Below are 21,626 nucleotides of genomic sequence, written 5' to 3'. Positions count from 1 at the left end.
GACGACTGTGCAGATGCGACGCAGGCATTCTTTCCTGGAGTGTGAGGGGAATCGCATGGAGGGAGCTCCGGTATTCGAGGAATTCGAGCCCGAGAGCGACTGCGATTGCCCCGGATGTATTCACCGGCGACGAGCCATGACCCACGCACTCCCCGTACGGCAGGGCGGCCACCCGGCGGCGCACGGCGCGCGCCGCGCCCTGGTCGTCGCCGCGGCGGCCGGCACCGTGCTCGGCGGTGGCCAGGTCCTTCCGGCGGTGGCGGCACCCGGAGCGGGCCATCACCCGGTGGGACCACCGGGCACGGTTCCGACGGTTCCGCCGGACGAGGACCCGGGTGCCGAGCCGGGCCCCGGCAGCCCGCAGGGCGACACGGGCGCGCTGCACGGGGTGCCGGGCAGGCCGGGTTCGCCGGGCCCCGCGGCGTCGGCGGTGCGGAACACGACACGGGCCCAGATCCTCGCCCGCGCCCAGAAGTGGGTCGCGGCGAAGGTGCCGTACAACATGGGCAAGTACTGGTCCGACGGCTACCGGCAGGACTGCTCGGGCTATGTCTCCATGGCCTGGAATCTCGGCCGCAACGAATGGACGGGCAGCCTCGCCCGGTACTCGGTGCGTATTACGAAGACTCAGCTTCAGCCCGGCGACATCCTTCTCTTCCATAATCCCAAGAACCCGGAGAAGGGTTCGCACGTGACCATTTTCGGCGGCTGGGCGAACGCGGCGCACACGCAATACGTCGCGTACGAACAGACCCGCCCGCACACCCGCAAGCAGACGACTCCCTATGCCTATTGGAGCAACGGGAGCCGCTATCTGGCGTATCGCTACAAAGGGGTCACGGACGGCACCACTCCCGGCGGCGCAGGCCCCGGCACGGTGACGCGCTACCCCGGGGCGGGGTCCTTCGGTCCGGGCGCGAACAACCAGTACGTCACCCAGCTGGGCAAGGCGCTGGTCGCCCGGGGCGGTGCCCGCTTCTACAAGGCGGGGCCGGGCCCGCTCTGGAGCGACGCGGACCGACGGGCCACGCAGGCGTTCCAGCGGGCGCAGGGCTGGACCGGCTCTGACGCGGACGGCCTGCCTGGCCCCGGGACCTGGTCGTACCTCATGACGGGCAAGGGCCGTGACATCCCGCGCGCCGCGTCGGGCGGTCCGCAGGGCGGTGCTCCGGCGTACCCCGGCAGGGGCGTGTTCCGCCCCGGCCAGTCCAGCCCGTCGGTCGAGCAGCTCGGCAGGCAACTGGTGAGGAAGGGCTTCGGCCGGCACTACGCGCGGGGACCGGGCCCGCGGTGGAGCGAGAGCGACCGCCGCAATGTCGAGGCGTTCCAGCGGGCCCAGGGCTGGCGGGGCGCGGCAGCGGACGGCTACCCGGGCCCCGAGACCTGGCGGCGGCTGTTCGCATGAGCGACACGAGTCCCATGAGGGCGGCTGCGGGCCCGGTCCGCCCGATCCGCCCGAGATACAGGCAGGAACGTGACCGGGTCACGTATGAGGCCGGGGCACGAGTCGGGGCGGGGCTCAGATGTGACCGGGGCGCGGATGACATTCAGGCACGTATGAGATCGAGGCACGTATGAGCCGGAGGCAAGGATGAGTGCGACAGCGGCATCACGGTCACAGACCCCCCAGCCCGAGGAACCGCAGACCGCCGGCGCCCCGGACACGGCCGCCCGCTCCCCGCGCCTGATCCACAGCGAGGCCACCACCGAGATCCCCATCCATCTGCTCTTCCGCGACGACCCCGCCGACCCCGGGGTGCCCCTGGCGCCCGCCGTGGTGCGGCGCCGCCAGGGAACGGGGGAGCAGCCGCGCGCCAACCGGCGGCCCCCGGCCCCGGCCCCGGCCGCGGTACGGCCCCTGCCCGTGGTCGACCCCGACCTCGGCGAGCGGTCCGCGCGCGTGCTGCCCGGTGCGGTCGGTGTGCTCGGCGGCACCGCGGGAGTCACCGGATGCGTGGCCGCGCTCTGGTGGGCGGGGGTGCTGCCCGAGCCGGTGGCGCAGGCGGCCGGACTGTTCGGGGTGGAGGGGGCCGGCGGCCACGGCGCGTACGCCGGGCTCGGCCTCGCGCAGTGGGCCTCGCTCGCCGGATCGGGCGCCCTCGCGCTGTTCGGCTTCGGGGGCCTTGCCCGCGGCCGGGTCGGCACGGCGTGGGTGCTCACCCTCTTCGGGCGGTACCGCGGCAGCGTCCGCCGCACCGGTCTGATGTGGGTCAACCCGCTCCTCCTGCGCCGCCGCGTCGACGTACGCCTGCGGCACTGGCGCAGCGAGCCGATGCCCGCGGTGGACCGGGGCGGGGTCGCGCTGCGGGTCGTCGTCCTCGTGGTGTGGCGGGTCAAGGACGCGGCGCGGGCCACGCTCGGCGTCGCCGACCATCAGGAGTATCTGCGCGAGTGCGTCGAGGCGGCGACCGCCCGTGTCCTGTCGCGGCTGCCCGCCGACGCCTTCCACGACGACACCGCGACCTTGCGCGACGCGGACGCGGTGGGCGACTCGCTGACCCGGATGCTCGTGGCGGAGTCCGAGCCGGTCGGCATCGAGATCTTCTCGGCCCAGCCGACCCGCATCGAGTACGCCCCCGAGATCGCCGACACCATGCGCCTTCGCCGGGTCGCCGCCCTGGACGCACGGCACCGGGACAGCGTGCTCACCTCGGTGGTGGACTCCGTCGAGGACACGGTCACCCGGCTGACCACCCGCGGCCTGGTCGAGCTCGACGACTACGAGCGCAAGGCCTTGGTCAAGGACCTCACGGTGGCGTTCTATACGGGGCATGGAGAACGCTGACCCCACCCCCACTCCCGCCCCCACTCCCACGCCCGGCCTCACACTCCCGTCCCTGGCCGAGATGGCCTGGCTGCTGACCACCGACCGGCCCCGCACCCTCCTCGGGATCGCGGGGCCGCCCGGCGCGGGCAAGTCGACGTTCGCGCGGGCGCTGGTGGAGGAGATCGGCGAGGGGGCCGCGTATCTCCCGCTCGACGGGTTCCACCTCTCGAACGACCAGCTTGAGCGTCTCTCCCTCACCTCGCGCAAGGGCTCGGAGCCCAGCTTCGACGTCCGTGGATACGTCGCGCTCCTCACCCGGGTCCTCGACGACACCGGCCACGACATCTACGTACCCGATTACGACCGCACCCTTCACGAACCGGTGGCCGCCCGGCACCGCGTCCCGCCGACCGCCCGGATCGTGGTCACCGAGGGGAACTATCTGGCCTGCGATCTGCCCGGGTGGCGCGAGGCGCGGGAGCTGATGGGGGAGTGCTGGTACGTGGCGGCACCTGCGGAGGTACGTCAACAGCGCCTGATCGAAAGGCAGTTGACGGGCGGACGGACGGCCGACGGAGCGGCGGCGTGGGTGGCGACGAACGACGGCCCGAACGGTGATCTCGTCGAGAAGTCGCGCCATCGCTGCGATCGGATCGTCTCCACGATTGGTATGGACATGTTCAACTACCGCCCATAATCTGGGCTTGGTCTAGACCGCAGTACTCACTGCATCCCACTGCACCCGCAGTGCCGCAGCGCGCGCACGGCTCACGGAACCCCCACGTTTCCCCTGGAGCGGCAGCATGCGAAACAAGAAGATGTACGCGGCCATGCTCGGTGCCACCACGTTCGGGGCCCTCGCGCTCTCGTCCGGTGGCGCGAGCGGTCACGGCTACACCGACCTGCCGGCCAGCCGCCAGATCAACTGTGCCAACGGCACGGTGAGCGGCTGCGGTTCCATCCAGTACGAACCCCAGAGCGTCGAGGGCCCCAAGGGCTTCCCGGCGTCCGGTCCCGCCGACGGCAAGATCTGCTCGGCGGGCATCGGCGGCTTCGACTCGCTCAACCAGCCGAAGGCGCCGGGCGGCGGGGCCTGGCCGACGACCAGTGTCAGCGCAGGACAGAACTACAGCTTCCGCTGGCAGTTCACGGCACGTCACCGCACCACCGACTTCAAGTACTACATAACCAAGCAGGGCTGGGACGAGAGCAAGCCCGTCACGCGGGCCGCCCTCGAGACGACCCCGTTCCTCAACGTCCCCTACAACGGTCAGCAGCCGCCCGCCACGCTCTCGCACTCCGGGACGATCCCCGGCGGCAGGAGCGGACACCACGTGATCGTCGCGGTGTGGACGGTCCACGACACGGCGAACGCGTTCTACGCCTGCTCCGACGTCAAGTTCTGAGCAGGGCTTGAGGCTCCACGGCACTCCCCACGGGTAGGTTCTGCGCACACCGTCCATGACCGGGACGGTGTGCGCAGGACAGAGGCACCCAACCTCAGCAACTGTCGGGGGACAACCATGGAGTTCATGTTTTTCGCGGTGCCCGTCATCATCGGCGGGGTGGTGATCACGATGGCCGTCAAAGTGATCAGGCGCTCCCTGCAACTGCGGCAGGCGTGGGCGAGCGGCCTCACGGCCGAGGCACGCTGCCTGCGCACGTACACCACCACGAGCCGCCACGGTGACAGCAACCGCATCTCCACGACGTTCCACCACGTCTACGAGTTCACGCCGTCCGGGGGGCGTCCCGTCCGCTTCGAGGAGGAGAACGGGCCCGCGACGACCATCGAGGGCGACTTCGTCACCGTGCACTACGCGGCCGATCGGCCCGAGAAGGCGACGGCCCACGCGCCGAGCCCCGTGCAGAACGTGGCGAGCACGGTAGGTCTGCTCTGTTTCCTCGGGGTCGTGCTCGCCTTCTGTGTCTACTTCATGGTGACCGCGAACGGCTTGTTCGGGACGGACGACCTGCCCTAGTCCCGCCCCTGTCCCGCATGGCCCTCTCCCTATCTGACGGTGCATCAATTATGGTGCGCGGCCATGGAGTCCACCGGGAGTACCGTCGCGGAACTCGTGCAGGCGCGCTGGGGCGACCACCGTCCCGGGCTGCGCTTCGAGCACCAGGAGCTCACTCACCATCAGGTCGCGGCGGGCGCGGCGGCGAGAGCGGCGCTCCTCGCCGACCTGCTGCCCAAAGGGGCCGAGCCGCACGTCGGCGTCCTGCTCGACAACACCCCCGAATACCCCCTGTGGCTCAGTGCGGCGTCGCTCGCGGGAGCGGCGGTGGCGGGCATCAACCCCACGCGCAGGGGCGCGGAACTGGCCCGCGACATCGTGCACACCGACTGCCGGGTCCTGATCACACAACGGACGCACCTCCCCCTCCTCGACGGACTTCAACTCCCGGGCGTGCGCGTCCTGGTGACCGACACGGAGGCGTACGGGGAACTGCTGGCCCCTTATGCGGAAGCGTGCCCGGAGGTGTCGCGGGCGGCGACCCCGTCGAGCCGGATGCTGCTCTACTTCACTTCGGGCTCGACCGGGGCGCCCAAGGCCGCGATCTGCACCCAAGGGCGTCTGGCGGCCGCGGGCCAGTCCCTGGCCGGCCACTTCCGCCTCGGAGCGGACGGGGTCCACTACATCTGCATGCCCATGTTCCACGGCAACGCGGTGATCGCGGACTGGGCGCCCGCCCTTGCGGCCGGGGCCGGCGTGGCGCTGCGGCGGCGCTTCTCGGCCTCGGCGTTCCTGGACGACGTACGGGCGTACGGGGCGACGTACTTCACGTACGTGGGCCGGGCGGTGCAGTACCTCCTGGCGACGCCCGAGCGCACCGACGACACGGAGAACCCCCTCCTGATGGGGTTCGGCACGGAGGCCGGGGCGGTGGACGCGGGGCGCTTCGAGAAGCGGTTCGGCGTGCGGCTCGTGGAGGGCTACGGCTCTTCGGAGGGCGGCGCGGCCATCCAGCGGGTGCCGGGGACTCCGGCCGGGGCGATCGGGCGGGCGGCGCCGGGGGACGAGCTCGCGGTGGTGGATGCCGGTACGCGTGCGGAGTGCCCGCCCGCCGTCTTCGCCGCGGACGGGCGGCTGCTGAACGGCGACGCGGCGATAGGGGAGCTGGTCAACAAGGGGCGGTCGCCCTTCGAGGGGTACTGGCGCAACGCGGAGGCGGACGCGGCGCGGCTCCGGGACGGCTGGTACTGGACGGGGGATCTTTTCTACCGCGACGCGGAGGGGTTCCTCTATTTCGCGGGGCGCACGGACGACAGGCTCCGCGTGGACAGCGAGAACCTGGCGGCGGCGATGATCGAGAACATCCTCGCGCGGTGGGAGGCGGCTGCGGCGGTCGCCGTGTACGCGGTGCCTGACCCGGTTTCCGGGGATCAGGTGATGGCGGCGGTCACTCCGCGGCCGGGGGTGGACTTCGATCCGCTGGCCTTCGCGGAGTTCCTGCTGGCGCAGGGGGACCTGGGGACGAAGATGGCGCCCCGTTTCGTACGGGTGGTGGGGCGGATGCCGGTCACCGCGACCAACAAGGTGGCGCGGGCCGCCTTGCGGGGGGAGGGGTTTCGCTGCGGGGATCCTGTGTGGTGGCGGCCCGATCCCGGGGCGGGGGCCTACCAGCGCCTCGTGCCGTCGGCCCTGGCTGAACTGCTTGACCAGTACCGGGCTCAGGGGCGCGAGGGGCTGCTGCCGGGGTGAGTTTTCCCTCGCGTACGGGCCTCTCCCACCCACCCGCCCGTTCACCCCGCAGGCCTGCCCCTGGACGAACAGGCCTTCCCGCCCACCCACCCGATACCCGGAGCCAATACCGTGACCCCATGGCAGGAGAGCGCGTGTGGGTGGGGATGCGGGGGCGGGCGTATCTGAGGAGCAGTGAGCCCTGGAGGAGCCTGGCGTACCTGCTGGGGGGTGTGGTGCTCGGGGTCTTGGTCCTGGTCGGTGGCATCCTGGGCCTCACCCTCGGCCTTGCCCTCACCCTCGTTCTCGTGGGCATCCCCCTCCTCCCCCTCCTCGCCCTCGCCGGCATCCCCGTCGCCGCGCTCGAACGCCGCCGCGCACGCCTCGTCGACCCCGCACCCCCGGCTCCCACCCCCCACCGCACCCCCGAAGCCCCCGGCATCCCCGCCTGGTTCAAGCTGCGTCTCAAGGAGCAGGCCACCTGGCGTGAGCTCGCGTACGCCGCCCTGCTCGCCCTCGTGCTGTGGCCGCTGGACCTGCTGGTGCTCGCCTGCACCGTCGGCGCCCCCGCGGTCCTCATCGCCGCCCCCGTCCAACTCGCCCTCGACGGCGGCGAGATCCGCGCCGCCAAGCTGTGGCTGGTCGGCGACTACCCGCATGCCTTCGCCATAGCGCTGCTCGGGCTCGTCCTCCTCGCCCCGCTGCTCTATCCTCTCGGCGCCTACGCCACCGCCCGAGCCTCCCTTGCCCGCCTCCTCCTCGCGCCCCGCGAGGCCGAGTTGGCCACCCAGCTGGAGCAAGTGACCCGTTCCAGGGCACGCCTCGTCGACGCCTTCGAGGCCGAACGGCGGCGCATTGAGCGGGACTTGCACGACGGAGCCCAGCAGCGGCTCGTCGCGCTGACCATGACCCTGGGTCTGGCGAGGCTCGACGCCGCCCCCGGCAGTGCCCTCGCGGCCCAGCTCGCCACGGCCCACGACGAGGCGGGCAAGGTCCTCACCGAACTGCGTGAGCTCATCCGCGGCATCCACCCCCAAGTCCTCGCCGACTACGGTCTCGCCGCCGCCATAGAGGACGCCGCCGACCGCTCCCCGGTCCCCGCGGACACCGACCTGGACTTGCCCCGCCTTCCCGAACCCGTCGAATCGGCCGGGTACTTCGCCGTCCGCGAGGCCCTCACCAACATCGCCCGCCACAGCAACGCACCCCGCGCGCACATCCGGGCCCGTCACGAGCGAGAGGTGCTGCGCATCGACGTGCGCGACCAGGGCGACGGTGGCGCGGACCCCGCCCGAGGCACCGGTCTGACCGGCCTGGCGGACCGGCTCGCGGTGCTCGATGGCACACTGACGGTCACCAGCCCGCCGGGCGGTCCGACCGTACTGTCCGTGGAGATCCCGTGCCGAGCCCAGCACCCGACCAGCGCCCAGCGCTGAGAATCGTCGTCGCCGAGGACAGCGTGCTGCTGCGCGAGGGACTCGTCGGCCTGCTCGCCCGCTTCGGCCACGAGGTGCCTGCCGCGCTCGGTGACGCCGAAGGGCTGAGCGCCGCCGTCGACGCGCACGAACCGGACCTCGTCCTCACCGACGTACGCATGCCGCCCGGCTTCAAGGACGAGGGGCTGCGTGCCGCCCTCGCGTTGCGGGCGCGGCGGCCGAAGCTGCCCGTGCTCGTGCTCAGCCAGTACGTGCAACGCTCGTACGCCGCTGAGCTCCTGGACACCGGGGACGGCACCGGCGTCGGCTATCTGCTCAAGGACCGGGTGGGCCAGGTCGAACAGTTCGCCGACGCGGTGGCGCGGGTCGCGGACGGCGGCACGGTGGTGGACCCGGAGGTCGTACGGCAGCTGATCAGGCGCCGCCGCGACCCCCTCGAACAGCTCACGCCGCGCGAGCGCGAGGTGCTCGGCCTGGTCGCCGAGGGCAGGTCGAACGCGTCGATCGCGGCCGAACTCGTCGTCAGCGAGGCCGCGGTGGGCAAACACATCGGCAACATCCTCGGCAAACTGGACCTGCCCCCTGGGGATGGAACCCACCGCAGGGTGCTCGCGGTCCTGGCGTATCTCCGGGCCTGAGCCGGGAAAGCGTGCACAGGCCACCGGTCAGGTCGATTACGATTCCGAACCATGAGCACGTCAGACCAGATACGGGCCGGCCTCACGCCGCGCCAGGCCCGGCGCCTACGAATCGCCGCGGCCTCCGTGCTGATGGCCGCGGCGGCCGTGGTGCTCGCCGTGCGCCTGGCGAGCCGGTCGTCCGTGCTGGTCGTGGGGGTGTACGGCCTGCTGCTCGTGCTCTGCGGCCTGGTGATCGAACTCAGCAGGCGGGGCAGGACGCGGCTCGGCAGCTATCTCCTCGCCGTCGGCCTGGTGGGCGCCCTGGTCATGGACTGGGTGGTGCTCGCCTGAACCGGCACGACCGGTGCGGGGTCCGCGGCGCGGGCCCCTGAGGGCGCTGTCCGCACGGGAGCGCCCGCCCAGGACTTCCGCAGAACGAAAGAAGCCCCTCGCTTCCGCGAGGGGCTTCTTTCTGTCTGTGCGCCGCCAGGGACTCGAACCCCGGACCCGCTGATTAAGAGTCAGCTGCTCTAACCAACTGAGCTAGCGGCGCCTGCTGACTCAAAAATAATACCTGGTCCTGGAGGGTGCTCAGGACCGCCCGCGACCGACCGGGCGCCGGCCCCTAGATCGCCAGCGAGAGCAGCACAGGCGCCGCCCTGCGATTGAGTGTTTGGGCCGCCTCCCGGAGCCGGTGGGCGTGCTCCACCGGGAGGGAGAGCGCCAGGCAGCCGACCGCGGAGCCCGCGGTGATGGGGACGGCGGCGCAGACCGTGCCGACCGCGTACTCCTGGAGGTCGAGGACCGGGACCGTGGCGGGCTGGGCGGCGAGGCGGTTCAACAGGACCCGCTCGTTCGTGATCGTCCGCGAGGTGAGGCGGGCCATCTTGTGCCGGGAGAGGTGGTCCCTGCGGCCGTTCAGGTCGAGCTGGGTCAGCAGGCTCTTGCCGACCGCGCTGGCGTGCGCGGAGGAGCGGAAGTCCACCCACTCGTTCACCTTGGGGGTGCGGGGGCCGTCCGCGAAGTCGGTGATCTTGATTTCGCCGTCCTCGTACCGGCTGATGTAGACGGCCGCGCCGATCGAGTCGCGCAGTTCGTCGAGGGTGTCCTTGAGCTTGTCCCGCAGGGCCTGCTCGCGGCGGTGGGCCGAACCGAGGCGGGCGAGGGACGCGCCGGTGACATACGCACCGTCGGCGACCTGCTCGACGTACGCCTCGCGGCGCAGCATCCGCAGCAGGGCGGCGAGCTGGGGTGCGGGGAGTTTGGTCTGGCGGGCGAGCTCGGCGTCGGTGACGCCGGCGTTGTGCCGGGCGACGATCTCGAGCACGCGCAGCGCGCTCTGCACCGAGTGCTGCGGCGTGGTCGGCTCGTGCTTCAGCGCCACGGCTTCCCCCTGCATGCAACGGTTCCGGACAGCTGGGCTCCGTCCACGATAGCGGCCAAGAGGGGTATATGGAGCGGCTGTTGGGGACATTGGTGGCGCGTTCCGGCGCTGTCAGCAGGAACGCGCCACCCTGGCATATGCCAGCGTCATCACCCAAGGCCATAGCCTGCGTAATTGTCGTGCGCGGTCACAGGACCGCGCTGAGGAACTCCCGGGTCCGCTCATGTTCGGGCTCGGTGAAGATCTTCTCCGGCGTCCCGGACTCGATGACCCGGCCCGAGTCGAACATCAGGACCTGGTCCGAGATGTCCCGGGCGAAGTTCATCTCGTGGGTCACGCAGAGCATCGTGATGTCCGTGGTGTGCGCGATGTCCCGGAGGACGTCGAGGACGCCCGCCACCAGCTCGGGGTCGAGCGCGGACGTGACCTCGTCCAGGAGCAGCACCTGCGGGCGCATCGCCAGGGCGCGCGCGATGGCGACGCGCTGCTGCTGTCCGCCGGAGAGCTGGTTCGGGTACTTGTCGATGTGCTCGGTGAGCCCGACCAGCTCCAGCAGGCCGCGGGCCCGCTCCTCCGCCTCGTCCTTGGACAGGCCGAGCACCTGGACCGGCGCCTCGGTGATGTTGCGCAGGACCTTCATGTTCGGGAAGAGGTTGAACTGCTGGAACACCATCCCGATGTTCTTGCGGACCTCGCGGATGTACTTCTCGCCCGCGGGCACGAGCTTGCCGTTCTTCTCCTCGTGCGTGAGGTAGCGCCCGCCGACCTTGATGGTGCCCTCCTCGGGCTTCATCAGGGTCATGAGCAGCCGCAGGATCGTGGTCTTGCCGGAGCCCGACGGACCGATCAGCGTGACGTGCTTGCCCGAGTCCACGGAGAAGTCGAGCTCGTCCAGGACGGTGTTCGAGCCGAACCTCTTGGTGACCTTGTCGAAGCGGATCAGCTCACTGCCGTCGACCGCCGGGTTGACCGTTTCCTTGGGGGTGGTTTCAGACGACAAGACGACGCTCCAGGGCTCGGAGGAGGAGGGAGGACGGGTAGGCGATGACGATGAAGGCGACGCCGACGACGGTCAGGGCCTCGGTGTACTGGAAGGTCTCCGCCGCCTGGAGCCGCGAGCGCTGCAGCAGCTCCAGGACGCCGATGCTGGCGAGCAGCGGGGTGTCCTTCAGCATCGCGATGACGTAGTTGCCGAGCGCCGGGATCACGCGGCGGATGGCCTGCGGCAGGATCACCGCGGTCCACGTGTGGCGGTAGGGCAGGCTCAGGGCCGTGGCCGCCTCCCACTGGCCGACGGGCACGGCCTCGATGCCGGCGCGGTAGACCTGCGCGGTGTACGTCGAGTAGTGCAGGCCGATCGCGATGGTGCCGGTCGTCAGCGCGGAGAACTGGATGTCCCACTCCGGCAGCACGAAGAAGAAGAAGAACAGCTGCACGAGCAGCGGGGTGTTGCGGATGAACTCGGTGATGATGCCGACCGGCCACCGCACGAAACGGCTGGGTGCGCGGAACAGGAGCGCCCACACCAGGCCGAGCGAGAACGAGATCAGCGAGCCCAGGGCGAGGATCTGCAGGGTGGTGAGGACACCGTCCCAGAAGTGCGGCATGAAGTCGGAGACGGCGCCCCAGTCCCACTTGTCAGCAGCGATGATCATGCGCCGGTGCCCCCGCTCTTCGGAATCTGTGCAACTTCGATCTCCTGACGCCAGTTGAGCCTGGACATCAGGCCCCGGGACTCGGTCTTCTGTCCGATCCCGGCCTTGGTCTTACGTTCCAGGGAGCGCATCCCGCGGGTGAGCAGGAACGCGATCACGAAGTAGATGACCAGGGTGATCGTGTAGATCTCGGCGCTCTCCGTGGTCGCCAGGCGCACCAGGTTCGCGGCGAAGGACACGTCGCCGATGCCGAGCAGCGAGACCAGGGCGGTGCCCTTGAGCAGCTCGACAAGCAGGTTCGAGAACGGCGGGATCATCTCCGGGATGGCTTGCGGCAGCAGGATCAACCGCATCCGTTGCGCAGGGCTGAAGCTCAACGCGACCCCCGCCTCGCGCTGTGCCGGTGTCACGGAGTTGAGCGATCCGCGCACGATCTCGGCGCCGTACGCACCGTAGGAGAGCCCGAGGGCGAGCACGGCCGCCCACATCGGGACCAGCGCCCAGCCGACCAGCTGCGGCAGGACGAAGAAGATCCAGAACATCAGCACCAGCGATGAGGTGCCGCGGAAGACCTCGGTGTAGAAACCGGCCAGGAAGCGCACGGTGCGCAGCCGGTGGGTGCGGGCCATGCCGATGCCGAAGGCGACGACGGTCGCCAGGGCCGCGCTGTAGATCGTCAGCTGGATGGTGATCCAGATACCGGGCAGAACCCAGTGTTCCCACAGTCCCGCTGTCATTTGCACAGCTCCTCTGCGGTCAGCGTGGTCATCTCGTCCTTGGTGAAGCCGAACGGCTTCAGGATCCGGAAGAGCTCACCGCTCTTCTTCATCTTGTGGATCTCCACGTTGAAGGCATCGCGCAGCTCCGTGTCGGTCGGCCGGAAGGTGAAGCCGCCGCCGTCGATCTGCTTCTCGCCGTCGACGATGGGCGCGAAGGCCTCGGTCGCCTCCGCCTTCGTGCTCTTGCGGACCACTCCGCGGCCGGTCAGGGCGGTGCCGGCGAAGAAGTCGATGCGGCCCGCCTCGACGGCGTTCATGCCCGCGACCGGGTCCGGGAAGATCGAGATGTCCTCCCGCTTGTAGCCCGCGGCGATGCCGTAGTCGATCTCCGCGTAGGCGGGACCCGTGCCCATCTTCGCCTTGGCCTTGAAGGCGTCCTGGTAGTTCAAGAGCTTCTTCGGGTTGCCCTTGGGGACGATGAAGGAGTCCAGCATCTGATACTCGGGGTCCGAGAAGATGACCTGCTGACAGCGGTCCTTGTTGATGTACATCCCGGCCGAGACCACATCGAACTGCTGCGTGTTCAGGCCAGGGATGAGCGAACCGAACTCGGTCGCGACGGGCTGCACCTTCTTGACGCCCAGGCGCCCGAAGATCTCTTTCGCGAGCTCCACCGCCTCACCGGTGAACCCCCCGTCCTCGTCGATGTACCCGTACGGCGCCTCTCCCGCGATCCCCAGCCGTACCGTCCCCTGTGACTTCAGGCGCGCCAGTGTGTCCCCTGTGGGCACCTTGCTGCAGCCCGCAGCGCCGAGCGCGCCCATCGCACCTACCGCTGCCGCACCGAACAGGAGTGATCGTCGGCGAATGCCCGTGTTTCTGGGCACCGCACTCGGTCCCGGGCCGTCGGCGCGGGAGCTCTCTGTCTCATTGCTCTCTGGGTTGTTCCAAAGTGGTGGAGCCATGGGCGCGCGGCTACCCGACTCGACGCGGAATATGCGGGCCAATTTCAGCCCCTGATGCAATCGTTGTGGTCTTGACCCAGGGAGGAGCATGGGACACATGGCAGACCGATTCATCGAAGTCTCCCTCGCCAAGCGGGGAGTTCAGTGCACGGCAAAGCTGCTCGACGACCGGGCCCCGTTGACCTGCGAGGCGGTGTGGGAGGCGCTTCCGCTCAGCGAGGACGTCTATCACGCGAAGTACGCCCGCAATGAGATCTACGCCCTCTTTCCGGCTTTCGCGGACCGCGAGCCGCCCCTGGAGAACCCGACAGTCACCCCCATTCCCGGCGACCTCTGCTATTTCTCGTTCAACGGGACGCAGTTGGGCACACAGTCCTATGGGTACGAACCGGCCGCGGACGTCAAGGCGGGCGCCACGGTCGTGGACCTCGCCCTCTTCTATGAACGCAACAACCTGCTGCTCAACGGTGACGTCGGCTGGGTCCCCGGCATCGTCTGGGGGCAGGTGGTCGACGGCCTCGACCGGATGGCCGAGGCCTGCAACGACCTGTGGCGCGCCGGCGCGCAGGGCGAGACGCTGAACTTCCGCAGAGCGTAGGCCGCGGGCCCGCAGGTTCAGTCAAGGGCGGGCGGCGCGATCCCCGCGCTGCCCGCTTCGTACAACGCGTGCGCGGCCCGCAGGACGAGCGCGTCCGCGTGCCGCGCCCCCACGATCTGGACGCCGACGGGCAGCCCCTCCCTGTCCACCCCGCACGGGACGGTCGCGGCGGGCTGCTGCGTCAAGTTGAAGGGGTACGTGAAAGGGGTCCATCCGGTCCATCGACGATGGCCGGAACCTTTCGGTACCTCCGCCCCCGCCTCGAACGCGGTGATCGGCAACGTCGGAGTGACCAGGAGGTCATACGTCTGGTGGAAGCGGCCCATGCGACGGCCGAGCTCCATGCGTACGTCGACTGCCGCAAGGTAGTCGAGCGCGCTGTATTGGGCGCCCTGCGCACAGATGTCGCGCAGCCCCGGGTCGAGCAACTCGCGCCGGTCCGGCGGCAGATGCTGGGTCACCCGCGCGGCGCCGCTGAACCACAGCGTGTGGAAAGCCTCCACCGGGTCCGTGAAGTCGGGGTCCGTCTCCTCGACGTACGCACCCTGCGCGGCGAGGGACTCCACCGCCTGCCGCACCGCGGCGGCGACCGCGGGCCGCACCGCGACCTGACCGCCGAGCGAGGGCGAGTACGCGATGCGCAGGCCGCGTACGCCGCCTTCGATACCCGCGCTGAAACTGTCCGCCACCGGACCGAGCTGCGACCAGTCACGGGGGTCGGGGCCGCTGATGACGTCCATCACGAGCGCCGCGTCCGCCGCGTCCCGCGTCATGGGGCCGACGTGCGCGAGCGTGCCGAACGCGGACGCGGGGTACAGCGGCACCCGGCCGTACGTCGGCTTCAGCGCGAAGATGCCGCAGAAGGCGCCAGGGATGCGAACCGAGCCACCGCCGTCCGTGCCCAGCGACACCGGCGCCGCACCGAGCGCCACGGCCGCCGCGCTGCCGCCGCTCGAACCGCCCGCGGTACGTGAGGTGTCGTACGGGTTGCGCGTGATCCCGCTCTGCGGGCTGTCCGTGACGCCCTTCCAGCCGAACTCGGGTGTCGTCGTCTTGCCGATGAACACCGCGCCGTGCTCACGCAGCCGCGCGACCGAGGGCGCGTCCTCGTCCCAAGTCCCGTCCTCACGGATGGTCTTCGAGCCCCGCAGCGTCGGTCCGCCGCGCTGCAACAGGATGTCCTTGACGGTGACCGGCACCCCGTCGAGGAGGCCCTGCGGTTCACCGCGCCGCCACCGCCCGGCGCTCTCCTCGGCCTGCGCCAGGGCTTGTTCGCCGTCCACGCGCACGAAGGCGTTCACCGCGGGCTGCACTTCCTCGGCCCTGCGCAGCACCGCACGTGTCGCGTCGACCGGACTGCATTCGCCCTTGCGGTAGGCCTCGACGAGTTGTACCGCGGTGAGATCCGTGAGCTCGGTCATGCACGCTCCTCAAGGGGGAGGGAAGTGGCTCGCCTCAGGGGGTGGGGAGTGGCTCGGGAGTGATCAATTCCCGGGTACATACCCACGCTTCTTGTCGACCACATTGGAAAGAGGCCGCCCGGCCGCCCACTCCTCGTACAACTCCACGAACTGCGCGCCCAGTTCATCGCGCCAGCCCACCGTGTCGCCGCTCATGTGCGGGGACACGATGAGCCCCGGCGCCGTCCACAGCGGGCTGTCAGCGGGCAGCGGCTCGTGCTCGAAGACGTCCAGCGCCGCGCCCGCGATCCACCGCTTCGACAGGGCGGCCGCGAGATCGTCCTCGACGACGAGCGCGCCGCGCCCGATGTTGATGAAGCGTGCCGACGGCTGCATCATCCCGAAGCGCCGCGCGTCGAACATGCCGCGCGTGTCGTCCGTGAGGGGCGCCGCGCACACCACCCAGTCGGCGCGCGCCATCAGCCGGTCGAGCTCGTCGGGCCCGTGTACGCCGTTCCGCGCGCTGCGCCCCACCAGGGCGGTGATGATCCCCAGGCCCTTGAGCATCCGGACGATGGCGTGCCCGATCGGCCCCGAACCCACGACGCACGCGCGCGTACGCGCGACACGCTGGGTCTCGCGGTGCTGCCAGGTGCGTTCGTCCTGGAGCTGGAGGGTGCGCGGCAGGTCCTTGGCCATGGCCAGGACGAGGGCCGCCACGTACTCGGCGATGGGCTGGTCGAAGACGCCGCGGGCGTTGGTGACCAGCGTGTCGGACTCGGCGAGCTCCGGGCACATGAGGCGGTCCACGCCGGCGCTCGCAGTGTGCACCCAGCGCGGCCGCGGGCCCGCGCCCGGCCACGCGAGCCGTACGGCATCCGAGAGGAAGTCCCACACCAGCAGCACGTCGGCGTGGGGGAGTTGCTCCGCCAGGGTGTCGGCGTCCGCGTGCACGATGCGGGCGCGGCCGGTGAGGCTGCCGAGGCGGGGCGGCGGGGCGGGGGACGGGGCGTCAAGGACCAGAACGGTTGTTTCGGACATCGGATCAGACGCTGAGTCGGACGTTGATTCGGACATCGGGGAGAAACCGTTTCGCAATGAGAGTCCGCTTCCCTGAGTTGTGTCGGCCAGAGCCGTCTGAGATGCGCGGATTGACCACGCTCGCACCTGAAACTACCTTCGTCAACAGAGGTGCTCTATCACAAGCACCCCGTGGCTGAGTACGCTCCGTATGAGGCCGTAGCACACTCTGTAGCGCTTTCTTCGCGCCTTCTGCCCCATCCCGACGTCCCGGCGCGTCGCCGGTTCCGCATCTCCCGGCCCCCGGCCGGTCCCTCCATTGCACGCACGCACGAACTTGGGGCCTGCTCATGGACGTCTCCTTCCTCGGCGGACCACACCCTCAACGCGGTGTAGGTGTCGTCGCCCCTTTCGACTTCGCCCTCGACCGGGAACTCTGGCGCTGGGTGCCGGACGAGGTCTCCCTCCATCTGACCCGCACTCCGTACGTTCCCGTCGAGGTAAGCCTTGACCTGGCACGACTCGTCAGCGAGCACGAAACACTCGGCGAGGCGGTGCGGGCGCTGAGCGCCGCCGAACCCGAAGTCCTCGCGTACGCCTGCACGTCGGGCAGCTTCGTCGGCGGCATCGCCGGCGAGCGGGCGATGTGCGAGGCCATGACCCGCGAGGGCGCGGTCTCCTCCGTCACGACCTCGGGCGCGTTGCTCGAAGCGCTGACCGACCTGGGCGCGCGGCGCATCGCGCTCGTCACGCCCTACACCTGGTCGGTGACGCAGTCCCTGGAGCACTATCTGGCCGAATCCGGTGTGTCTGTCACCGGTCGCGCCTACCTGGGCCTGACCAGGCACATCTGGAAGGTGCCGTACAAGGACGTGGCGGACATGGCGCGGCGGGCGGTGCTCGGCGGTGCCGACGCGCTGTTCATCAGCTGCACGAACCTGGCGACGTACGACGTCATCCCACAGCTGGAGGCCGAGCTGCGGATGCCGGTGATCTCCGCGAACCAGGTGACGATGTGGTCCGCCCTGCGCCGGCTGGGTACGCATGCGGTAGGGCCCTACCAGGCGCTGATCAATCCGAGCGCGAGGCCGGGCGCGGGTCCGGTACCGGCACCGGGCGAACTGCCAGGTGTACTGCCGCTCGATCCGGGTCAGGGTCTGCCTGAAGGACCACCAACGCTGCCTTGAAGGAGGCTGGAAGTGACCGCACTTGGTTTCCTCTATCCGGGTCACTCGGCTGAGGACGACTACCCCCGCATGGAGCAGATGCTGGGGAGTGATGTCCGGCTCCAGGTCGTCCACACCGACATCGGCGAGGACGCGCACCGGGTCGACGCCCTCCTGGAGATGGGGTCGCCGAAACGGCTCGCCGCCGGGGTCGAGGAGTTGCGCCTCGCCGGGGCGGAGGCGGTGGTGTGGGCCTGCACCAGCGCGAGCTTCGTCTTCGGCTGGGAGGGCGCGCACGACCAGGTCCGCGCCCTGGCCCGGTCGGCGGGTCTCCCGGCGTCCAGCACGTCCTTCGCGTTCGCCCACGCCGTACGTGAGGTGGGGGCGGGGCGGGTCGCAGTCGCGGCGACGTATCCCGAGGACGTGGCGGGACTCTTCGCCTCGTTCCTGAAGGCGTCCGGCGTGGAGGTCGTCTCCACGCAGGGGAACGGCATCATCACGGCGGCGGAGGTCGGCACGTGGGGCTGGGACGAGGTGCTGGCCATGGCCCGCGCGGGCGACCACCCCGACGCGGAGGCGCTCCTCCTGCCCGACACGGCGCTGCACACGGCGGCGTACATCCACGACCTGGAGCAGGACCTCGGCAAACCGGTCCTGACAGCGAACCAGGTGACCGTCTGGGAGGCCCTGCGCCTGGCCACCCGCAGGGTGAACGCCCCGAGCCTGGGCGCACTGTTCACGAAGGAGCCGGTGGTGCAGGTGAAGGGGTAGCCCCCGCCGGCATGTCGGTCCTGGCCGACTGCGGGGCGATCGGGCGGGCGGATAACGCCTGATCGCCCAGGGACTGCTGCGGGGCAATCGGGCGGGTGGGCGGGAAATGCCTGTTCGCCCAGGGGCTGCCGCGGGGCAATCGGGCGGGTGGGTGGGAAGGGTTCGAACGGTCAAGGGCACCCCACGGGAATAAAGCGGAGTCCACCTCCTGTTAGGTCTGCGAAGCAGTACGCACCGCACACGCACGCGCAGCAGGAGGCAGGACCCCGTGACAGTGGACCCGAGCGACGACATCCGCGGCGAGCGGCACGGCAGCGCGCCGGTCCCGCTCTCCGTGCTCGACCTGGTGACCGTGGGGGCGGGACGGACCGCCACCGACGCCCTGAAGAAGAGCGTGGAGATCGCCGAGCTGGCGGAGGGGCGCGGATACCACCGCTACTGGGTGGCCGAGCACCACTCCATGCCGGGCGTGGCCTCCTCGTCCCCGGCGGTCATCCTCGCCCACCTCGCCGCCCGCACCGAGCGCATCCGCCTGGGCTCGGGCGGCGTCATGCTGCCCAACCACGCCCCCCTCGTCATCGCGGAGCAGTTCGGCACCCTGGAGGCCATGGCCCCGGGCCGGATCGACCTGGGCCTCGGCCGCGCCCCGGGCACGGACGGCGCGACCGCCGCCGCGCTGCGCAGGACCGACCGGCTCAATGAAGGCGCCGACGACTTCCCGCAGCAGCTCGCCGAACTCACCCGCTTCCTGGACGACGACTTCCCCGACGGCCACCCGTACAGCCGTATCCACGCCGTCCCCGGCCCCGTCCAGGCCACCTCGCCCGGCGGCGTCCAGTCCCCGCACCGCCCGCCCCTGTGGCTGCTCGGCTCCTCCGGGTTCAGCGCCCGCCTTGCCGGGGTCCTCGGCCTGCCGTTCGCCTTCGCGCACCACTTCTCCGCGCAGAACACCATCCCGGCGCTCGACCTCTACCGGGAGTCGTTCAAGCCGTCCGCGGTGCTCGACGCCCCGTACGCCCTGATCGGCGTCTCCGCGTTGGCCACCGATGACGAGAACGAAGCTCGGCGGCAGGTCCTCGCCGCCGCCCTGAACATGGTCCGGCTTCGGACCGGGAAGCCGGGGCTCGTCCCGACTCCCGAGGAGGCCGAGGCGTACGAATTCAGCGAGATGGAGCGGGACTTCATCAACAGCTGGAACTCCAACGTCATTCACGGCGCCGCCGATCAGGTCCGCACCGGCCTCGACGACCTCGCCAAGCGCACCGGCGCCGACGAGTTGATGATCACCGCCAACGCGCACAGCGGCGAAGTGCGTCTGCGGTCCTACGAGTTGATCGCGGACGCCTACGGACTGCCTTCGGCCTGACCGGCGAAGCAGGCCTCAACCCGCAGCCAGCAAGGCGGAGATACGATCCGGCGCCACCGGGCGGGAGTACAGCCACCCCTGCCCGGTGTCGCACCCGATCCGCCGCAGCCGCGCCGCCTGTGACGTGGTCTCCACGCACTCCGCGGTGACGGTCAGGCCCAGCCGGTGCGCGAGTTGCACCAAGGCCTCGACGATGACCTCGTCCGCGGGGTTGATGTGCGCCTCGCCCGCCTCGGCGTCGTACTGGAAGCCGCGTACGAAGGAGCCGTCCAGTTTGAGGACGGACACCGGGAGCCGGCTCAGATACGCCAGGTTCGAGTACCCCGTGCCGAAGTCGTCGATGGCGATCCGCACCCCCATGTCGCTGAGCGACTGGAGAGCCTGCAGCGGCCGGCCCGTCGAGCCCATCACCGCCGACTCGGTGAGTTCCAACTGGAGCAGTTCGGGGGTGAGTCCGGTCTCGGCGAGGATCTCCGCGACGTCGGCCACCAGATCCGAGTCCCACACCTGGCGCACCGCGACATTGACGCTCACGAAGACCGGCGGCCGCTCCGGGTGCTCCAGCTGCCACTGCCGGGCCTGGCGGCACGCCGTCCGCAGCACCCAACGGCCCAGCTGCACGATCGAACCGTCCTCCTCGGCCAGTCCGATGAACCGATTCGGCGTCAGCAGGCCGAAGCGCGGATGCTGCCACCGCACCAGTGCCTCGACCCCCCGCACTCCGCCGTCCTCCAGGCGCACCAACGGCTGGTAGTCGAGCAGGAATTCACCGCGCTCGACGGCCGGACGCAGTGAACTCGACAGCGTCTGGCGGGTCATGCGGTGGGCGTTGCGCTCGGGGTCGAAGAGCGTCCAGCGTGCTTTGCCGTCCGACTTCGCCCAGTAGAGCGTCGTGTCGGCCGCCTGCATCAGGCAGGTCGTCGTGGTCCCCGCGGCCCGCCGCTCCACGACACCGATCGACGCCGAGACGGAGAGCCGCTGGCCCGCCAGGTCGAACGGTTCCTGCAGCGCCTTGAGTGCCGTCTCGGCGAGGTCGGCCAGCTGGTCCGTGCCCGTGGAGTCCTCCACGAGCAGGGCGAACTCGTCACCCCCGAGCCGCGCCACCAGCGGCGTCGCCGTTCTGCCCTGCCCCGCCTCGTCGGCGCACCGCGTGAGCCGCTCCGCGACGGCCGCGAGCAGCCGGTCGCCGACCCGGTGGCCGAGGGTGTCGTTGACCGCCTTGAACCCGTCGAGGTCCAGGTAGCAGAGGCCGATACGGCCGGTGCCGGTGTCGTCGTACGCACCCGCTTCGAGCGCGGCGGCGAGCCGCTCGAAGAACAGGCTGCGGTTGGGCAGCCGGGTCACCGGGTCGTGCATCTGCAGGTGCCGCAGCCGGGCCTGGAGCTCGCGGCGCGCGCTGATGTCGGTGGCGGCGAGCAGCACCGTACGCCCGCCGGGCATCGGCGAGACCGTGACCTGGACCCACAGCGAGTGCCCGTCGGGGTGTTTCAGGCGCCGGGTGCAGCGCAGCTTCGCCTGGCGGCCCCGGAGCACCTCGCGGTACGCGTGCCAGGTGCGCGCGTCCGACGCCAGGTCCACCAGATCGGCGGCCAGACGTCCCGCGAGCTCGCCCGGGGTCACACCGAGCAGCTCGGCGAGCGCGTCGTTGGCGTCGATGACGAGGCCGTCGCCGTCCACGACGCCGAGGGCGAGCGGGGCGGCGGCGAAAGCGGCTCGGTGGTCGGGCCGCTGCCCCCGATGGCGACGCTCCGTGAGGGGCGCCCTGGCGAGGTCGGATGCTGTGACCGCTGTGGGCGCTTGGCCTTCAGACGTTCCGTTCACCACTTGCTCCCGCAGTGCAGTTGTTCGGCGAGGCCGGGCCCGCGCAGGAAAGTGTGCCGATCATAGGGGCTGGCCCGAGGGCGCATCCAGCCATGGAGCGGTGCCGCGTGGCGGCCGCGCAGGGCATAGGACAGGCGCATGCCCGGCGCGGATGTGGCACCTGCCCGGCGACAGATCGTTTCTGCTCGCCCGTGTACTGCTTCCTTTACGCCTCCATCAGCCCGACGACAACTTGTGACGTTCCGTGAG

21 protein-coding genes and 1 tRNA gene are annotated in these 21,626 nt (G+C 70.5%); 13 read left to right on the top strand and 9 right to left on the bottom strand.

Annotated features, from left to right (window positions below; all coding sequences use genetic code 11):
- The first annotated feature begins 55 nt into the window (after positions 1–55).
- From ACZ5U5_RS10140 to ACZ5U5_RS10100, 9 genes are all read left to right on the top strand, one after another.
- Positions 56–1,405, top strand: a complete 1,350-nt coding sequence (locus tag ACZ5U5_RS10140) for a peptidoglycan-binding protein (protein ID WP_469018831.1) — start codon at positions 56–58, stop codon at positions 1,403–1,405.
- Between the two features lie 186 nt (positions 1,406–1,591).
- A complete protein-coding gene (locus ACZ5U5_RS10135) occupies positions 1,592–2,785 on the top strand; it encodes an SPFH domain-containing protein (RefSeq protein ID WP_469018829.1) in 1,194 nt (397 codons plus the stop codon).
- Positions 2,772–3,464: a nucleoside/nucleotide kinase family protein gene (locus ACZ5U5_RS10130; RefSeq protein WP_469018826.1), complete on the top strand. Its 693-nt coding sequence runs from the start codon at positions 2,772–2,774 to the stop codon at positions 3,462–3,464. Before ACZ5U5_RS10135 ends, ACZ5U5_RS10130 begins: the two co-directional genes overlap by 14 nt.
- 106 nt (positions 3,465–3,570) lie before the next feature.
- Positions 3,571–4,173 carry a lytic polysaccharide monooxygenase auxiliary activity family 9 protein gene (locus ACZ5U5_RS10125; RefSeq protein ID WP_469018824.1) on the top strand — a complete coding sequence of 201 codons (603 nt, stop codon included), beginning with the start codon at positions 3,571–3,573 and terminating at the stop codon, positions 4,171–4,173.
- A gap of 117 nt (positions 4,174–4,290) precedes the next feature.
- Positions 4,291–4,749, top strand: a complete 459-nt coding sequence (locus ACZ5U5_RS10120; RefSeq protein WP_469018821.1) for a DUF3592 domain-containing protein — start codon at positions 4,291–4,293, stop codon at positions 4,747–4,749.
- 63 nt (positions 4,750–4,812) lie between these two features.
- Entirely contained in the window at positions 4,813–6,477 is a 1,665-nt protein-coding gene (locus ACZ5U5_RS10115; protein WP_469018819.1) for an AMP-binding protein, read from the top strand.
- A 119-nt stretch (positions 6,478–6,596) separates the two neighbouring features.
- A complete protein-coding gene (locus ACZ5U5_RS10110; RefSeq protein WP_469018816.1) occupies positions 6,597–7,892 on the top strand; it encodes a sensor histidine kinase in 1,296 nt (431 codons plus the stop codon).
- Positions 7,856–8,530 carry a LuxR C-terminal-related transcriptional regulator gene (locus ACZ5U5_RS10105; RefSeq protein ID WP_453691230.1) on the top strand — a complete coding sequence of 225 codons (675 nt, stop codon included), beginning with the start codon at positions 7,856–7,858 and terminating at the stop codon, positions 8,528–8,530. Before ACZ5U5_RS10110 ends, ACZ5U5_RS10105 begins: the two co-directional genes overlap by 37 nt.
- Positions 8,531–8,581: 51 nt before the next feature.
- Positions 8,582–8,863, top strand: a complete 282-nt coding sequence (locus ACZ5U5_RS10100) for a hypothetical protein (protein WP_469018813.1) — start codon at positions 8,582–8,584, stop codon at positions 8,861–8,863.
- A gap of 128 nt (positions 8,864–8,991) precedes the next feature.
- On the opposite strand, the gene ACZ5U5_RS10095 is transcribed toward ACZ5U5_RS10100, so the two are convergent.
- From ACZ5U5_RS10095 to ehuB, 6 genes are all read right to left on the bottom strand, one after another.
- Positions 8,992–9,065, bottom strand: a tRNA-Lys gene (locus ACZ5U5_RS10095).
- A 72-nt stretch (positions 9,066–9,137) separates the two neighbouring features.
- A complete protein-coding gene (locus tag ACZ5U5_RS10090) occupies positions 9,138–9,896 on the bottom strand; it encodes an IclR family transcriptional regulator (protein ID WP_469018810.1) in 759 nt (252 codons plus the stop codon).
- Positions 9,897–10,083: 187 nt separating this feature from the next.
- The gene (gene ehuA, locus ACZ5U5_RS10085) at positions 10,084–10,896 is read right to left on the bottom strand and encodes an ectoine/hydroxyectoine ABC transporter ATP-binding protein EhuA (RefSeq protein WP_365816686.1); all 813 of its coding nucleotides are present in this window, start codon (positions 10,894–10,896) and stop codon (positions 10,084–10,086) included.
- Positions 10,886–11,551, bottom strand: a complete 666-nt coding sequence (gene ehuD / locus ACZ5U5_RS10080; RefSeq protein ID WP_451203953.1) for an ectoine/hydroxyectoine ABC transporter permease subunit EhuD — start codon at positions 11,549–11,551, stop codon at positions 10,886–10,888. Before ehuD ends, ehuA begins: the two co-directional genes overlap by 11 nt.
- Positions 11,548–12,288, bottom strand: coding sequence for an ectoine/hydroxyectoine ABC transporter permease subunit EhuC (gene ehuC, locus ACZ5U5_RS10075; RefSeq protein WP_469018806.1), 741 nt, complete (start codon positions 12,286–12,288; stop codon positions 11,548–11,550). Before ehuC ends, ehuD begins: the two co-directional genes overlap by 4 nt.
- Positions 12,285–13,094 (bottom strand): ectoine/hydroxyectoine ABC transporter substrate-binding protein EhuB, encoded by an 810-nt coding sequence (gene ehuB / locus ACZ5U5_RS10070; protein ID WP_469018804.1) that lies wholly within the window; start codon positions 13,092–13,094, stop codon positions 12,285–12,287. The genes ehuC and ehuB overlap by 4 nt, the downstream gene beginning before the upstream one ends.
- A 238-nt stretch (positions 13,095–13,332) precedes the next feature.
- On the opposite strand from ehuB, the gene ACZ5U5_RS10065 reads away from it, so the two are divergent.
- Positions 13,333–13,833: a DUF3830 family protein gene (locus ACZ5U5_RS10065; protein WP_365816690.1), complete on the top strand. Its 501-nt coding sequence runs from the start codon at positions 13,333–13,335 to the stop codon at positions 13,831–13,833.
- Positions 13,834–13,850: 17 nt separating this feature from the next.
- Here the strand turns inward: ACZ5U5_RS10065 and ACZ5U5_RS10060 are convergent, their stop codons facing one another.
- Positions 13,851–15,254 carry an amidase gene (locus ACZ5U5_RS10060; RefSeq protein ID WP_469018801.1) on the bottom strand — a complete coding sequence of 468 codons (1,404 nt, stop codon included), beginning with the start codon at positions 15,252–15,254 and terminating at the stop codon, positions 13,851–13,853.
- Between the two features lie 63 nt (positions 15,255–15,317).
- Positions 15,318–16,274 carry a D-2-hydroxyacid dehydrogenase gene (locus tag ACZ5U5_RS10055; protein ID WP_469018798.1) on the bottom strand — a complete coding sequence of 319 codons (957 nt, stop codon included), beginning with the start codon at positions 16,272–16,274 and terminating at the stop codon, positions 15,318–15,320.
- Positions 16,275–16,603: 329 nt separating this feature from the next.
- On the opposite strand from ACZ5U5_RS10055, the gene ACZ5U5_RS10050 reads away from it, so the two are divergent.
- From ACZ5U5_RS10050 to ACZ5U5_RS10040, 3 genes are all read left to right on the top strand, one after another.
- Positions 16,604–17,440: a maleate cis-trans isomerase family protein gene (locus ACZ5U5_RS10050; protein WP_469018796.1), complete on the top strand. Its 837-nt coding sequence runs from the start codon at positions 16,604–16,606 to the stop codon at positions 17,438–17,440.
- Between the two features lie 12 nt (positions 17,441–17,452).
- Positions 17,453–18,190 carry a maleate cis-trans isomerase family protein gene (locus tag ACZ5U5_RS10045; protein WP_469018794.1) on the top strand — a complete coding sequence of 246 codons (738 nt, stop codon included), beginning with the start codon at positions 17,453–17,455 and terminating at the stop codon, positions 18,188–18,190.
- A gap of 268 nt (positions 18,191–18,458) precedes the next feature.
- Positions 18,459–19,556, top strand: a complete 1,098-nt coding sequence (locus tag ACZ5U5_RS10040; protein WP_469018791.1) for an LLM class flavin-dependent oxidoreductase — start codon at positions 18,459–18,461, stop codon at positions 19,554–19,556.
- A gap of 15 nt (positions 19,557–19,571) precedes the next feature.
- Here ACZ5U5_RS10040 and ACZ5U5_RS10035 read toward each other — a convergent pair whose 3' ends face one another.
- The gene (locus ACZ5U5_RS10035) at positions 19,572–21,377 is read right to left on the bottom strand and encodes a putative bifunctional diguanylate cyclase/phosphodiesterase (protein ID WP_469018788.1); all 1,806 of its coding nucleotides are present in this window, start codon (positions 21,375–21,377) and stop codon (positions 19,572–19,574) included.
- Positions 21,378–21,626: the final 249 nt, after the last annotated feature.

The organism is Streptomyces sp. NPDC033177 (genome assembly GCF_055577715.1).
The sequence above is the reverse complement of the archived record's forward strand: the minus strand, read 5'-3'. Positions and strand labels throughout refer to the sequence as shown.

Coding starts and splice junctions, on each gene's coding strand:
- ehuD (WP_451203953.1), bottom strand. CDS start 11,551: ATGATCATCGCTGCTGACAAGTGGGACTGGGGCGCCGTCTCCGACTTC.
- ACZ5U5_RS10130 (WP_469018826.1), top strand. CDS start 2,772: ATGGAGAACGCTGACCCCACCCCCACTCCCGCCCCCACTCCCACGCCC.
- ACZ5U5_RS10055 (WP_469018798.1), bottom strand. CDS start 16,274: ATGTCCGAAACAACCGTTCTGGTCCTTGACGCCCCGTCCCCCGCCCCG.
- ACZ5U5_RS10110 (WP_469018816.1), top strand. CDS start 6,597: ATGGCAGGAGAGCGCGTGTGGGTGGGGATGCGGGGGCGGGCGTATCTG.
- ACZ5U5_RS10135 (WP_469018829.1), top strand. CDS start 1,592: ATGAGTGCGACAGCGGCATCACGGTCACAGACCCCCCAGCCCGAGGAA.
- ACZ5U5_RS10125 (WP_469018824.1), top strand. CDS start 3,571: ATGCGAAACAAGAAGATGTACGCGGCCATGCTCGGTGCCACCACGTTC.
- ACZ5U5_RS10115 (WP_469018819.1), top strand. CDS start 4,813: ATGGAGTCCACCGGGAGTACCGTCGCGGAACTCGTGCAGGCGCGCTGG.
- ACZ5U5_RS10050 (WP_469018796.1), top strand. CDS start 16,604: ATGGACGTCTCCTTCCTCGGCGGACCACACCCTCAACGCGGTGTAGGT.
- ehuB (WP_469018804.1), bottom strand. CDS start 13,094: ATGGGCGCGCTCGGCGCTGCGGGCTGCAGCAAGGTGCCCACAGGGGAC.
- ACZ5U5_RS10060 (WP_469018801.1), bottom strand. CDS start 15,254: ATGACCGAGCTCACGGATCTCACCGCGGTACAACTCGTCGAGGCCTAC.
- ACZ5U5_RS10100 (WP_469018813.1), top strand. CDS start 8,582: ATGAGCACGTCAGACCAGATACGGGCCGGCCTCACGCCGCGCCAGGCC.
- ehuC (WP_469018806.1), bottom strand. CDS start 12,288: ATGACAGCGGGACTGTGGGAACACTGGGTTCTGCCCGGTATCTGGATC.
- ACZ5U5_RS10065 (WP_365816690.1), top strand. CDS start 13,333: ATGGCAGACCGATTCATCGAAGTCTCCCTCGCCAAGCGGGGAGTTCAG.
- ACZ5U5_RS10140 (WP_469018831.1), top strand. CDS start 56: ATGGAGGGAGCTCCGGTATTCGAGGAATTCGAGCCCGAGAGCGACTGC.
- ACZ5U5_RS10120 (WP_469018821.1), top strand. CDS start 4,291: ATGGAGTTCATGTTTTTCGCGGTGCCCGTCATCATCGGCGGGGTGGTG.